The sequence below is a fragment of the Sphingorhabdus sp. genome (genome assembly GCF_044338195.1).
Taxonomy (GTDB): Bacteria; Pseudomonadota; Alphaproteobacteria; order Sphingomonadales; family Sphingomonadaceae; genus Sphingorhabdus_B.
In genome coordinates this window covers 61,267-75,020 of the sequence record NZ_JBIIMC010000004.1, presented here as the reverse complement: position 1 = coordinate 75,020, position 13,754 = coordinate 61,267, and the positions used below count along the sequence as shown (strand labels likewise).

Annotated in this window: 15 protein-coding genes; 3 read left to right on the top strand and 12 right to left on the bottom strand. The window is 57.4% G+C overall.

Annotation, left to right across the window (positions count from 1 at the left end; genetic code table 11):
- Positions 1-37: 37 nt before the first annotated feature.
- The 8 genes from ACIQZK_RS02385 to ACIQZK_RS02350 all read right to left on the bottom strand — a co-directional run bounded on the left by ACIQZK_RS02385 (position 38) and on the right by ACIQZK_RS02350 (position 7,417).
- Positions 38-1,702, bottom strand: coding sequence for an ATP-binding protein (locus tag ACIQZK_RS02385; RefSeq protein WP_397574744.1), 1,665 nt, complete (start codon positions 1,700-1,702; stop codon positions 38-40).
- 102 nt (positions 1,703-1,804) lie between these two features.
- Entirely contained in the window at positions 1,805-2,566 is a 762-nt protein-coding gene (locus ACIQZK_RS02380) for a TIGR02186 family protein (protein WP_397574767.1), read from the bottom strand.
- Entirely contained in the window at positions 2,566-3,480 is a 915-nt protein-coding gene (locus tag ACIQZK_RS02375) for a sulfite exporter TauE/SafE family protein (RefSeq protein WP_397574743.1), read from the bottom strand. Before ACIQZK_RS02375 ends, ACIQZK_RS02380 begins: the two co-directional genes overlap by 1 nt.
- Positions 3,481-3,531: 51 nt before the next feature.
- Positions 3,532-4,281, bottom strand: coding sequence for a hypothetical protein (locus ACIQZK_RS02370; protein ID WP_397574742.1), 750 nt, complete (start codon positions 4,279-4,281; stop codon positions 3,532-3,534).
- A 281-nt stretch (positions 4,282-4,562) separates the two neighbouring features.
- Complete coding sequence (locus tag ACIQZK_RS02365; RefSeq protein ID WP_397574741.1) at positions 4,563-5,963, bottom strand: glycosyl transferase family protein; 1,401 nt, start codon at positions 5,961-5,963, stop codon at positions 4,563-4,565.
- A gap of 73 nt (positions 5,964-6,036) precedes the next feature.
- Positions 6,037-6,465, bottom strand: a complete 429-nt coding sequence (locus tag ACIQZK_RS02360) for a hypothetical protein (protein ID WP_397574740.1) — start codon at positions 6,463-6,465, stop codon at positions 6,037-6,039.
- A 51-nt stretch (positions 6,466-6,516) separates the two neighbouring features.
- A complete protein-coding gene (locus ACIQZK_RS02355; protein WP_397574739.1) occupies positions 6,517-6,855 on the bottom strand; it encodes a hypothetical protein in 339 nt (112 codons plus the stop codon).
- A gap of 49 nt (positions 6,856-6,904) precedes the next feature.
- Positions 6,905-7,417, bottom strand: a complete 513-nt coding sequence (locus ACIQZK_RS02350) for a helix-turn-helix transcriptional regulator (protein ID WP_397574738.1) — start codon at positions 7,415-7,417, stop codon at positions 6,905-6,907.
- 124 nt (positions 7,418-7,541) lie between these two features.
- On the opposite strand from ACIQZK_RS02350, the gene nhaA reads away from it, so the two are divergent.
- Complete coding sequence (nhaA, locus tag ACIQZK_RS02345) at positions 7,542-8,762, top strand: Na+/H+ antiporter NhaA (protein ID WP_397574737.1); 1,221 nt, start codon at positions 7,542-7,544, stop codon at positions 8,760-8,762.
- On the top strand, positions 8,759-10,072 hold the full coding sequence (locus tag ACIQZK_RS02340; RefSeq protein ID WP_397574736.1) for a hypothetical protein: 1,314 nt from the start codon (positions 8,759-8,761) through the stop codon (positions 10,070-10,072). The genes nhaA and ACIQZK_RS02340 overlap by 4 nt, the downstream gene beginning before the upstream one ends.
- 9 nt (positions 10,073-10,081) lie before the next feature.
- Here the strand turns inward: ACIQZK_RS02340 and ACIQZK_RS02335 are convergent, their stop codons facing one another.
- Both ACIQZK_RS02335 and ACIQZK_RS02330 read right to left on the bottom strand, forming a co-directional pair.
- Entirely contained in the window at positions 10,082-10,477 is a 396-nt protein-coding gene (locus tag ACIQZK_RS02335) for a type II toxin-antitoxin system death-on-curing family toxin (RefSeq protein ID WP_397574735.1), read from the bottom strand.
- A gap of 9 nt (positions 10,478-10,486) precedes the next feature.
- Positions 10,487-10,714: an AbrB/MazE/SpoVT family DNA-binding domain-containing protein gene (locus tag ACIQZK_RS02330; RefSeq protein ID WP_397574734.1), complete on the bottom strand. Its 228-nt coding sequence runs from the start codon at positions 10,712-10,714 to the stop codon at positions 10,487-10,489.
- A gap of 192 nt (positions 10,715-10,906) precedes the next feature.
- Here ACIQZK_RS02330 and ACIQZK_RS02325 point away from each other — a divergent pair, with 192 nt between their 5' ends.
- Positions 10,907-11,911 carry a histone deacetylase family protein gene (locus tag ACIQZK_RS02325; RefSeq protein ID WP_397574733.1) on the top strand — a complete coding sequence of 335 codons (1,005 nt, stop codon included), beginning with the start codon at positions 10,907-10,909 and terminating at the stop codon, positions 11,909-11,911.
- 76 nt (positions 11,912-11,987) lie between these two features.
- On the opposite strand, the gene ACIQZK_RS02320 is transcribed toward ACIQZK_RS02325, so the two are convergent.
- The gene (locus ACIQZK_RS02320) at positions 11,988-12,917 is read right to left on the bottom strand and encodes an electron transfer flavoprotein subunit alpha/FixB family protein (protein WP_397574732.1); all 930 of its coding nucleotides are present in this window, start codon (positions 12,915-12,917) and stop codon (positions 11,988-11,990) included.
- Positions 12,914-13,660 (bottom strand): electron transfer flavoprotein subunit beta/FixA family protein, encoded by a 747-nt coding sequence (locus tag ACIQZK_RS02315; RefSeq protein ID WP_395636618.1) that lies wholly within the window; start codon positions 13,658-13,660, stop codon positions 12,914-12,916. Before ACIQZK_RS02315 ends, ACIQZK_RS02320 begins: the two co-directional genes overlap by 4 nt.
- Positions 13,661-13,754 lie beyond the last annotated feature (94 nt).

Below are 13,754 nucleotides of genomic sequence, written 5' to 3'. Positions count from 1 at the left end.
GCAAGCTTGGAGATGCTTCCAGCCATCGCAGCAGCGATCACCGCCCCTGCGCACGCCACCTGCGCACGACGCGGTCCAGTATTTCGGCTTCGCCGCCTGTTTCACGCCACAGCGCGCTGAACAGCGGGTCTTCTGATGCCGGGCGTTTATCCGCTTCCAAATGGTCGAGCGACACGCGGATGGGAATGCTGACACCTTCGCCGCAGATGATACATTCGCGGTTGCGTAAGGCAGGGACGGCATCCAGGAATCCGCGCGCACCTTCGGGCATGGCGGCGCGGACAAATGCCTGATCGCGTTCATTGTTCAATCGCATCGAAATGATCGTGCCGCATTGCGACAGCACGCCTTCGGCCAAATCGGACGGCCGCTGCGTAATCAGGCCAAGCGACACACCATATTTTCGGCCTTCCTTGGCAATGCGTTCAAGGATGGAGCGCACTGCGCTGTTTTTGAAAACCCGATCCGACGGAATGTAGCGATGCGCCTCTTCGCACACCAGCAGGATGGGCCGCTGCGGTTCGTTGCGCGACCAGATGGCATAGTCAAACACCAGACGTGACAGCACCGCGACAACGGTCGACGTGATGTCGGATGGGACGCCGGACACATCGATAATCGAAATCGGTTTGCCATGTGATGGCAGACGGAAAATCTTGCCGACAAAATCGGCCATTGTGTCGCCGACCAGCAGGCCTGAAAACATGAAGTTATAACGCGGGTCGGCTTTCAGCTCGTCAATTTTGCTTTTCAACCGCATGAACGGCGCAGACGACGTTGCCTTGTCGAGCTTACCCATTTCATTCTGGAGGATGTTGGTCAGGTCAGACAATAAATAGGGGATCGGCGCATCGACCGTCAGCTTGCCAATCGTTTCGGCAATCCGGTTTTTGGCCCGTGCCTGCAACAGGCAGCGGGCGAGAATGTCTGAGTCAATTTGCCGGTCGTCGCCGGTGGAGGTGACGAACACTTCGCAATGTTCTGCAAAGTTCATCATCCAATAAGGCATAGCCAGATTGTTCACGTCGAACAACGCGCCATTCTGTTTGAACGCCGCACTATATTCGCCATGGGGATCGATCATGACAATATGGCCGTCAGGGGCGATCTCGCAGATTTTATGTACGATGAGAGCGGCGCAAGTGGATTTGCCGGTACCCGTTGAACCCACGAGCGCGAAATGCTTGCCGAGCATGGCGTCGACATATAGCGCGCCGCGAATATCCTGGGTTGGGACAACGGTGCCAATCTCAACATGTGCGCGGGCGTCGGTCGCATAGACTTGATTCATGTCCGCGCTCGACACCGCATAGACTTCGCTTCCCGGGATCGGATAACGCGTGACCCCGCGGCGGAAATTGGAAATCTTGCCGGTCAGGCGCTCCTCGTCGCCTTCGCCCAGAAAGTCGACCTGCGCCATAATGACCCCATGGTCGCGGTCATGCATGCGCTGGGTGCGGATACTTGCGAGCAGCCAGCTATGGCCAATGCGAATCTTGATTTGGCTGCCCACCTGTCCGGCCATCGCAATGCTGGGATCGCCATGCGACATCAGCTTGGTCAATATGCTGGCATCGAGGGTGATTTGAGAACTGGATCCGGCAATGTCCATAACAAAGCCGATATGGTGCAGCGCATCCGCCGCTTCGGCTTGTCCCTGCGCACTGGGTTCTGCGGACGTAAACGGCCGATGCCCTGTCATATCCATCGCTATACTGCCTTTGATGTAAGGAAGCGGCCAGCCATAGGCACAGAAGGTAAAGATATATTTACCATGGGGTGGAAATGGCCCCGTTAGGCCCGTTTATAAGCGCTGGAAAACATATCCGGCGAACCAGCCAAGCAGCAATGATACAAGCACCGCCATCGCGCCATAAAACAAGGCATAATCCTGTGCCATGACTGTCACCAGTTGCTCAAACCCGGTTTTGCGTATCCGCACTTGCACATTATCGTCCGCCACAATGACGCGGCCATTGCGGATCAGCAATGTTTCGGCGGTATATGTGCCAACAGGGACGCTCGATGGAATATTGAGCCGTGCGCGGTATAATACCTGATCGGTTATTTCGACGGTGCCTGCCTCCTGCCGGAAAAGACCGTTGCGGCGGTTCAGATCGACCAAGCCATCGACAAAGCGTTTTTGCTCTGCGGCATCGACTTCACCGCTGGGCGACAATTGCAATCTTTCGAGGCCAAGTTCGTAAATGGCCGCGGTCTTGCTATCGACGATCTCGCTAAGCGGGCGGGATGAGGCGATTGCGTAATAAGCGGGGACGGACCGGAAATCGGTGCTGTCGGCGTTAATCCAGATGCCTGCAATCTTCTGCTTTTCACGCAGTGTCACTGGACGCGTTGGCCCGCGCAGGACCACGGCGACGTCCACCTGACCCTCCGGTGCAACGCCGCGCGGGTAAATGATTGCGCCGAACAGCAGCATTTCGGCGCCGGTGAAACCCGATTGAATATTGATTTCACGCTGCGACACATCTGGCACCAGCTTGGGCACATTTTGGGCGCCCGCCGCGACCGGCAGCAAAAACAGGAACAAGGCGATCAAGCGTATCACAGGGCTTGCAACGTGTAGATTTCGTCGGGACGCCAGCCAAGGCCAAGCGCCATCCGGATGGCAACGAGCAGCACGATAGCGGCCAAAAAAAGGCGGAGATATTCAGGGCGCATCCGCTGCGCCAGACGCGCGCCAATTTGCGCGCCTGTGACACTGCCGATCAACAAGAATACCGCTAGCACAATATCGACCGCTTTGGTGGTCAGGCTGTGCATCATGGTGGATGCCATGGTGACGAACAATATCTGGAACAAAGATGTGCCCACGACGACCTGCGCGCCCATGCCAAGCAAATAGAGCATGGCGGGCACCATGATGAAACCGCCGCCTACGCCCAACAGCATGGTCATAATGCCCGTGATGAAACCCAATATCAGCGGTGCGAGTGGCGAAATATACAGCCCCGACCGGTAGAAACGCCAACGCATCGGCAAATTGGCGACCAATGGGTGGTGCCGCCGTTTTGCGGCTGGCACCGGTTTACCTGCACGGGTCGCGCGGACGCTAGTCAGGCTTTCCTTCGCCATCATCCCGCCGATGCTGCCCAACATGATGACATATAATATGTTGATGACGGTATCGATCTGGCCAAGTGCTTCCAATATTTCAAAGATCGCAGCGCCCGCAGCTGTGCCGAAAATGCCGCCGAACACGAGAACAGCGCCCATTTGGAAATCGACACCGCCGCGTTTCATATGCGCAAAAACGCCCGATACGCTTGCGCCCGTTACCTGCGTGGATGCCGACGCTGCGGCAACGGCTGGCGGGATGCCATAGAAAATAAGCAATGGCGTGGTCAGGAACCCGCCGCCCACACCAAACATTCCAGACAACACGCCGACGCCGCCACCCAGCAGGATGATGACCAGCGCATTGACCGACAAATTGGCTATAGGAAGATAGATATCCATGTTTGACGGACAGACCCTAACGGCATTTAGCGGCAGGATAAAGGCTGGTGCTTAGAAACTGGTGGACAATGTCATCGCTGGCCCATTGCCCGGCCGCGCGTTGCCCGCAACCCGCACACGCCAGCTTGCGTCCAGTTGGAATAGCGCGCCGCCAGCGGTCACATTTGCGCGGATATTTGGGCCGACATCCATGCGCATGACATTGTCTTGCCCACCCGCCCATATGCCTGCGCCAATGGCAAAAGATGCCCGTTGCGATTGTGCGATGGATCGATGTGCTTGCGCCGCCACATCGGCAAAGGGGCCGCCGCCTTGCCCTGAAACAAAGCCGGCCTGACCATAGCCATCCAATCGAAAGCCAAGTGGTAATGTTATGTCAGACTGCCCGCCAGCGACCAAGGCCGCAAATGCGTCGGGTCGGTTTTCGCGCAATCTGCGCTCGGCAATGACCTGCACCGGAATGCGTGCAACGGGTCGCCAACGCACCCCTGCGGCCAATTCTCTTTCGCGCACGCTGCCATGCGCAACCGAAGCCCGACCAGCGATGGACAGGCGCGATAGGCCAGGGTTGCCGGAGAAGCGCAGGACGGGGATTGCGGCCATCACGGCGCTTTGGCTGCCGCCATATTGCCCATTGCCAAGCGTTCCAGCGGGGGAACTGCCCCGCCGCCAAAAGCTATAGGCATAGACCTCAAATCCTTGGGGAGCCTGCGCGTTTGGACGCGGCGCATCGATTGGGGTGACGACATCGGGGCCAGTCGAAAGGAATGCGGGAGGAGACATCCGCGCGTGGGTGTCCATACTGAAGAAAAGTGGGGTGGCGCCCTCCGGCTGGACAGCAATCTTTGTGGGGAGATTTTGGGCGTGCCGCACCGCGGGGGCCGCAATGCCGTGTCTCGGACTTTGCCGGGTTACTATTTGCGCGCTCGGCAGCTTCGGGACGGACCCCATGCGGACTGAATGTGGATATGTTTCATGACCGGTCTGGCTTACGGCCCTGATATCCATTGTTGTGAAGGCGATGCGGGCCGTGACCCATGCCACACATAGCACAGCCATGGATGCCAAGGCGCGCCCGCGCATCAGTCGCGCCGGACCAATGGTTCTGGGACAATATGGTGGGCGGTTTTGTCCCAACGCAGCGGTGTCCCGAAACAATGCCGCACATAGTCGGAACAGGCGCGCTGCGCGGCCATGATCGCGATAATGTTCGTAATGACGCTGCGTGGGATCGACAGCAGTGCTTCTTTTGGACCGTATAATGCGGCAACAAAGGCCGCCCGAACAAACAGCCGCCAGAAAAGGAAGGCCGCGTTACACCACAAAAGGATAATCAGCGTCGGCGCGAACGGTTTTGGCTGGTACGCGCCCAGCGCTTCAGCCACCGTCAAAATCGCCGTGAGCAAGATGCAGGCATAGGCTGCACTCATGACAATCGCGGCGAGTATCGACCGGCGATCCTGAAGCAACATCCATTTCTGCGCGAGATTGCCGTTCCACCCCAACCTGTCCCAACCGGCAAGGGCAATGCCCGTCAGCCAGCGCGCTTTCTGGCGGACCGAACTCGTCAGCGTATCGGGAAAGCAGGCTCTGGTCCCTATCAGCCTGCCATTGCTATCCAAAATCCGCGCCATGATGGTCCGTCCACCAGCAGCCCCAATACGCATGCCCAGCTCATAATCCTCGGTCAGGCTGTTGGGGTCGAATGGATCACCGCCGTGCATAACAGCCAACCGACCTATCAGGTTGCGCTCAATCGCGCAGGCGACGCCAGCAAGCGGCAGCCGCGCGCCAATCGCCTCGCGCACCACCATATTCTTGCCATGGGCTTCGGCAAATTCGTCGCAATAATGCCCGCTGATCCATCGCGAACTTTTTGTCCGCACGGGAATGACTGGCAATTGCACCGCGCCGCCAATGGCGAGCAGCCTATCGAACACCCGAAGCTCATCTGTGTGGACGGCGTCTTCGGCGTCATGCAGGACTATCGCCTTTGCTTTGTTGCCGCCCGCGATTTCATCTGCGACCAATGCCTTCCACAGCCTGTTGAGGCAATCGGCTTTGGTGGTTGGGCCCTTATGGTTGACGAGCACGAGCCTGATAACTGGGTTGTGCTTTGCGGCCCGAATGACGGCCGCCGAGGTTTGCGGGTCATTTGGGTAGCAGCCGACATATAACCGGTGATCGCATCCGCTGTCGGCCCAGCTGCGTGTGCAGTTGCGCAGCATCGCGCCGATAACCGCTGCCTCGCCCCATGCCGGTATCAAAACCGCAATCAGCCCTGGCCCCGACTTGGCCGGCAGTTCATCCACCCTCATCGGTGGCCTGTGCCAATAAAAGGCAATTTTTCGGTACAGCCGCCTGACCGCCCAAATGGCATCGACGCACAGATCGTCCATGGCGCCAATCAACAGCCAGATCGCACTGAACAGTAACAGTTCGCGCTGTGCTGTTTCGACGATTGGGAAAATCCAGTTAGGCACAATTGCGACCCCTCAACCAGCTACGATCGATGTCGCGCCGTTTTGATATGCAGTATTCCGGAAAGACGTTGTCTCAGGCGATCTGGACTTTGCCCTGTTCATATTGGCGGTCTTTGCGCGTGCCCATGACCATCACCCACAGGATTGGTATCGCCCAAAAGGATAACAATGCCTGATAGGATTTGGGGACGAAGTCCGGAAGCCAAAGCGTTGCCATATGCGTTGCGACAGCCACGGTTTGAAACCCCATCGCCCATATCGGCCAATAACGGTTACTGTTCAGCGCCAGAACAAGGAGCGCAAGCAAGCAGCCCCCATCCACGGCGAACAGTCCATAAGATGTCGTTGCCCAACTTGGGTTCATCGTTGCGGCAGCGGCGCTCAATATGGTCGCAACGATGAAAATAGCCGCGCCCGCCCTGCCGGTACGTCCGCCATTGATACCCGCATAAAGCGCGCACAGCACAAGGGCGAAAATAAAAGCTGACTGGAGAATATCCATCCCTTGCCCGTCCTCAGAATATAGCCCGCATCCGGGCAAGGGGGCCCAACATTAGCCGTTTACGACCCGAAGACCGGATGGCCGGGTAAGTGGGCCGGGGCCAACGCACCCGAAGTTGATTTCCTGAAGATTGCTGTCGCGTTGGGCGACGGCGATTTTGCGGTGCGCGTTGACAAAGCCCTTGCGGGCATCGACCATCATCGTCAGCCCGTTCGCCACGCCTTCGATCGCAGCCTGTGTATGCGCCGGTGGTGCGTCGGAATTTCGGCACACATCAATGACAGAAAAAGTAAGGCTGGCGAGGTCCGCCAGCGCGTTATCTATTGATTGGTGGGTCGACCGGATGTCAGATGCCAATTGGCGGGCGGTCTCAAGTTCGAAATTCACCATAAACTGTCTCCCTCTAGATCTGAATTCAGCTTCAGCCAGCGAAGGACGTTTATTGAAACAGTCGAAACGTGCCCGTCAAAACAGCAACAACAAATGCAAACGCCACTGTGCTGAAAAATGCAATATTCAGCGATTGAACCACGATATCCTTTGGGGATAAATCATGTCTTTCGCCACCGATGGGCGGAATAGAAACGTGTGCGGCAATCTTCGCAACGACCCGTCCCATCCGTTTCGGTAGCCCCTTCTGGCTAGCGGTATATTGCTGCTGCTCAAGGTCTTGCGTTTCGTATACGAATGGCTCGGATATGGTCCGTTGCTCCAGAGCCGCAAAAATTTTTGCGGCATCCTTGCGCGTTGCGGCATTCAACTTGCGCCGCGCCGCGTCCAACCTTTGATCGACGGTGAAGTGTGAAATGCCCAGAGAACGGCCGATTTCTTTGGACGTCAGGTGGTCGTCGACCAGTCTCAGGCACGCCTTTTGACCTTCGGTCAACTCAACCGATTCATCCGCCATCGGATCGGTATCTGTGTCCTCAATAGTTCGATTCAATCCCGCCATATTGGCCATATTTAATGCCCTTTTGGAAGTTTCTAGACCAACCGAAACCGCTAAGGCAAGGCATTTGCTCAATGTTTTGTGCTGTGCTTGCTATCAATTATGCGGGCGGGCATATAGCTGGACGATGACTGAAACGCCCCAAAAGCGACCCAACCAATCCGCATTACGCGCGTTCCTCGGCAGCGAAGCGGCCGGCGGCATTTTGCTGATGGCGGCTGCGGCTTTGGCGCTGATCGTCGCCAATTCGCCTTTTGCCGATAGCTATGCCCATTTCGTGCACGCCGTGATTGGGCCGGAGTTGACGCCAAAACTTGGCCCGATGACCGTTCATCTCTGGATAAATGACGGGCTGATGGCGATATTTTTCCTATTGGTCGGGTTGGAGATTAAGCGCGAATTTGTCGATGGACATCTTTCAACATGGAACGATAGGCGGCTTCCGATCATTTCGGCCGCGGCCGGTATGGTCGTTCCGGCGCTGATCTATCTGGGCGTGGCGGGCGGCGATCCGGACCTGCATCGCGGCTGGGCGATACCCGCTGCAACCGATATTGCATTTGCCATAGGCGTGCTGGCTTTATTGGGCAGCCGCGCCCCTGCGTCTTTGAAATTGTTTCTAACCACGGTCGCGATTGTCGATGATATGGGCGCGGTCGCCATCATTGCTGTGTTCTACACCGCGGAACTGAACATCATGGCCTTGGCCGCAGCAGGTGCCATCTGGCTGGCGATGATGGCGCTCAATCGTTTTCGGGTGCATGTGCTGTGGCTCTACCTCATCCTTGCGGCGTTGTTGTGGTATGCGACATTGCTGTCTGGCGTTCATGCCACGATTGCCGGAGTCATGGCTGCGTTCGCCATTCCGTTTCACCGGACAATAGCAGCGCCCGATGCCGAAGATTCCGCGCTGCACCGGCTTGAGCATGCGTTGGTGAAGCCCGTCGCATTTTTCATTGTGCCTATCTTTGGTTTTGCCAATGCGGGCGTTTCGCTTGCGGGCACAAGCCTTGCTGCACTGGCTGCCCCGCTTCCGCTGGGCATCGCCATGGGGCTGTTCCTGGGCAAACAGATCGGCATTTTCGCAAGCGTTTGGCTTTCCGTAACATTCGGAATTGCCGCCCGCCCAAAGGACGCCAGCTGGGTTCACGTCTATGGCGTCGCGTTGCTGTGCGGGATTGGTTTCACGATGAGCCTGTTTATCGGCGGCCTTGCTTTTGTCGGGCCGGAACAATCCGACGCGGTCAAAATTGGCGTTTTGATGGGGTCGGTGGTTTCCGCACTGGCGGGCTATCTCATTTTGCGCTTTGCGGCGCCTCAAAAGCACATATCGGGAGACATAATATGAAGGCTTTCTATCCCATCCTCACGGCCGCGTTGCTGGCTTCGGCCTGCGCCTCCCTTCCCGTGGCGGCCCATTCTGCCACGGCGGCCCCGGCGCAGTCTTTGACCAGCATTTCGCAAGATTATGTCCGCCTGACGCTTGAGGCTGGAACGCATGAGGCCGAATATGTTGACGCTTATTATGGCCCTGAATCCTTACAGGCGGCGGCGAAAGCCAGTCCGCGTTCGCTCGCCGAACTTATTGCTGAAGCCCGCAGGCTGACGGCTGCCATTGATGCAAGCTTGCCGACCATAAAGGATGATGCCGACCGCCGCCGGGCCGTGGCATTGCGGGGCATGCTCGTGGCCGCAGATACCAGACTACAGATGCTTCAGGGCCGCAAATTTGCGTTTAATGATGAAGCGAAGGGCCAGTTTGCAACCGTCCCTGTGCTTATGACGCTCGAACATTATGACGCTATATTAAGGAGGCTGGATACGCTCATTCCCGGCACGGGGCCACTCGCCGCGCGGGTTGATGCGTTTAACGAGCGGTACACCATTCCCAAAGAGCGGCTGCAATCCGTCTTCGACGCCGCAATCGCCGAATGCAAACGCCGCACCGCGCAGCACATTGCCCTCCCTGTTGGCGAAAGCTTTGTTATGGAATTTGTGACGGGGAAAACCTGGTCCGGTTACAATTATTATAAGGGCAATTACAAAAGCCTGATCCAGATTAACACCGACCTGCCGATCCGTGTCAGCCGCGCGGTCGATCTGGGCTGTCATGAAGGCTATCCCGGCCACCATGTTTTGAACCTGATGGTCGAACAAAGGCTTGCGCGTGCAAAAGGGTGGAGTGAATATGAGGTCAACCCGCTCTACAGCCCGACCAGCGTCCTTTCCGAAGGCAGCGCAAATTATGGCATAGATCTGGCTTTTCCGGCCGAGGAGCGCTTAGCGTTCGAACGCGACATTCTATATCCGCTCGCTGGCCTCGATCCGAAGTCCGCCGATGCCTATTGGAAAATGCAGCAAATGACCGAGATGCTGTCCGGCGCGCGGCTGACCATTGCGAAAATGTATCTCGACGGGGAAATATCCCGCGCGCAGGCACTTGAACTGACGCAAAAATATCTGCTCTTGTCGCCCGCGCGCGCTGAACAATCGGTGGCGTTTACCGACCATTATCGCAGCTATGTTATCAACTATGGCTGGGGCAAAGACCTTGTCCGTGGCTATATCGAGCGCGGCAATCCCGACCAAGCCGAGCGCTGGCGCCGAATGGAAAAGATACTCAGCGAGCCAACACAGCCCGCCGATTTGTTGCGCTAGGTCCTGACCCTAGGCCAGATGATCGCGGAACCAAGTGGTGAGTTCTTCTTCCGATAATTCACCCGCGGCCAGGGCCAAAACAATGCGTGTCGCGTCCTGTGGATCGAATGTCAGTGCATGCCCGTTGAGCGCCAAAAACAAACGCGCAATTACCCATGCTGTGCGTTTGTTGCCATCGGCAAAAGGATGGTTGCGGGCAACACCATATGCATAAGCCGCAGCCAGTGCAGCGGGATCGTCCGTGCCATAATTCCACTGGTTCACGGGTCGTCCTAATGCCGAGTCCAGCAAGTTGGAATCGCGCACGCCGCTAATCCCGCCATGCTCGGCAATCTGCCGGTCATGAATGGCAAGCGCATCGCGTGCGTCGAGCCAATGGGGCTCAATTCGAATGGCCGGAGGCAATTGCGGCCCTTACTGCGCCAACACGCGCAATATGTCGCGGTCCTCACGCATGATCGTTTCGGCCAACGCCATCTTTGCCTCAAAGCCGGGGTCGCTTGGGGTCAGGTGAAAGCCGTTAGCGGTTTCCGTCAGATATAATTCGTCGCCAAGCGACACCCGCAGCTTGGCGAGTATCTCTTTGGGAAGAATCATACCGGCGCTGTTGCCGACTTTTATAACTTTGATTGGCTTGTTCATACGTATGTTATAACACAAATAGGGCTACAGCTGCAAGCCCGGCACATGGACGTTCACCGATTGCACAATCATGTCGGCCGTGCCGAAGGTCGTCATGAAGCTGATGTCGGTGGCAGGAAACGCGCAAGCTCTCGCAAAGTGCATGTTGTCGGGCTATGCGGCGGCATCATGTAACCTGGAATAGACCGAACGATGCGCCTGTTTTTTGATCCCCGCCAGCTTGACCATGCGCCGGTTCAAGAGCTGCATAATGGTGCGTTCGTCCCTTATGCCGAAACGCCCGCGCGCGCACAGGCGCTATGTGCAGGCGTGCCCGCCACGCAACGGCCCACCGACCATGGAGAGGCACCGATATTGGCGGTGCATGATGCAGGGTACATCGCATATCTGAAGACTGCGCATGACCGTTGGCTTGCCGCCGGACGCTCAGGTGATGTGATGGGCTATATATGGCCCGTGGTACGTCGGCGCGCGTTGGACTTGACGCGTATTGACGCATTGGCCGGCCGCTACAGCATGGACAGCTCCACGCCGCTCACTGCCGACAGCTGGACCTCGGCCTATTGGAGCACGCAGTCGGCCCTGTCGGCGCTGGACGCTGTGCTGTCTGGCGACCGCGTCGCCACGGCTTTGTGCCGTCCGCCCGGCCATCATGCAGGGGCCGACTATCTTGGCGGATATTGCTTCATCAACCAAGCGGCGGTTGCGGCGCAAGCGGCGCGCGACGCCGGTATCGCGCGCGTCGCCATTCTCGACATTGATTATCATCATGGCAACGGCACGCAGGATATTTTCTGGGACCGGGGCGATGTCTTTTATGCTTCGGTCCATGCGGATCCGGCGACCGATTTCCCCTTTTACTGGGGCCATGCCGATGAAGTCGGCGAAGGCGCGGGGGAAGGGGCGACGCTGAATCTGCCATTGCCGCAAGGAACAACGCTCACCGCCTTCCGCGCGGCACAAGCGACTGCGCTGTATGCCATTGCCCGGTTCGACCCCGGCCTCCTGATTGTCAGCTTCGGCGCGGATACCTTTGAAGGCGACCCCATCGCCAATTTCGCGCTGAAGACATCGGATTATGCCACGCTGGCCAGGGACATTGCCGCGACCGGATTGCCGACGGTTGTCCTGACCGAGGGCGGCTATGCGGTCGACAATTTGGGCGAAAATCTCGCCAGCTTCTTAAGCGGATTTTGAAACTGCGTTTGGGTTGCTCAAAAGAAAAGGGCGGCCATTTCTGACCGCCCCTTTTAAAGCTCAAATGTGAACGTGCTTACAGCTTGCCGACCAATTCAGGCACGACCGTAAACAGGTCACCAACAAGGCCGATGTCTGCAACTTGGAAGATCGGTGCGTCTTCATCCTTGTTGATGGCGATGATGACCTTGGAGTCCTTCATGCCAGCAAGATGCTGGATCGCGCCGGAGATGCCGACCGCGATATAGACTTCAGGGGCAACGATCTTGCCGGTCTGGCCGACCTGATAGTCATTGGGAACGTAACCCGCATCGACAGCAGCGCGGCTTGCGCCAACGCCTGCGCCAAGCTTGTCAGCGAGGGGCAAGATGACTTCGCTGAACGTCGCCGAGTCCTTGAGCGCGCGGCCGCCGGATACGATGATCTTGGCCGATGTCAGTTCAGGGCGTTCTTGCTTCGCGATTTCCGCCGAGATGAATGTCGACGTGCCCGCATCGCCGCTGCCCGAGACAGCTTGGATTGCAGCAGAACCGCCGGTTTCTTCAGCCTTGGCAAAGGCTGTGCCGCGAACGGTGATGACCTTCTTGGCATCGGACGACTGGACAGTCGCAATCGCGTTACCGGCATAGATGGGACGCGTGAACGTATCCGCGCTTTCAACGCTGAGGATGTCGGAGATTTGCATGACATCCAGCAAGGCAGCAACGCGCGGTGCGATGTTCTTGCCGTTCGATGTGGCAGGCGCCAAAAACGCGTCATGCGTTGCCATCAAGGATGCCACCAAAGGCGCAACATTTTCTGCCAACTGCTGCGCATAAGCTGCGTCATCGGCCACATGCACAGTGGTCACGCCAGCGATTTTTGCAGCCTGTTCGGCAACGGCGCCGCAGCCTGATCCCGCGACGAGGACATGCACTTCGCCAATCTGCGATGCAGCGGTGACGACGGCAAGGGTAGCATCCTTCAGCGATGCATTGTCATGTTCGGCATAAACGAGGGTCTTCATGCGGCCACTCCCATTTCCTTGAGCTTTGCAACCAGCGCATCGACGTCGGCAACCTTGATACCGGCGCTACGCACAGGCGGTTCAACAACCTTCAATGTCTTGAGGCGTGGGCTAACGTCCACACCATAATCGGCAGGTGTTTTCTGCGCGAGTGGCTTGGACTTTGCTTTCATGATGTTCGGCAGCGACGCATAACGTGGCTCGTTCAAGCGCAGGTCGGTCGTGATGATGGCTGGCATCTTCAACGCCACGGTCTGCAGACCGCCATCGACTTCGCGCGCAACATGCACTGCATCACCCGACACGTTGACCGTGTTGGCAAAGGTGCCCTGCGGGCGACCCGTCAACGCAGCGAGCATTTGGCCCGTCTGGTTCGAGTCATCGTCAATCGCTTGCTTGCCAAGAATGACAAGGCCGGGCTGTTCTTCGTCCATGACCTTTGCAAGGATCTTGGCAACCGCGAGCGGCTCGACATCTTCAGCAACGACGAGGATCGCGCGGTCCGCACCCATGGCGAGCGCCGTGCGCAATGTTTCTTGTGCCTTGTCCGGCCCGATCGACACCGCGATGACTTCGGTCGCAACGCCCTTTTCACGCAAACGCAGCGCTTCTTCGACTGCGATTTCGTCAAACGGGTTCATGCTCATTTTGACATTCGCCAAATCAACACCCGAACCATCGGGCTTAACCCGCGGCTTAACATTATAATCGATGACCCGCTTAACGGGGACGATGATCTTCATCTGCTCATCCTTCCATACCGACTCAAATGGCGAGTGAATGCCCGCCTAAACTGGTGCGCCTATGCTTAACGTTAACGTGAACGTCAAGCGTTCG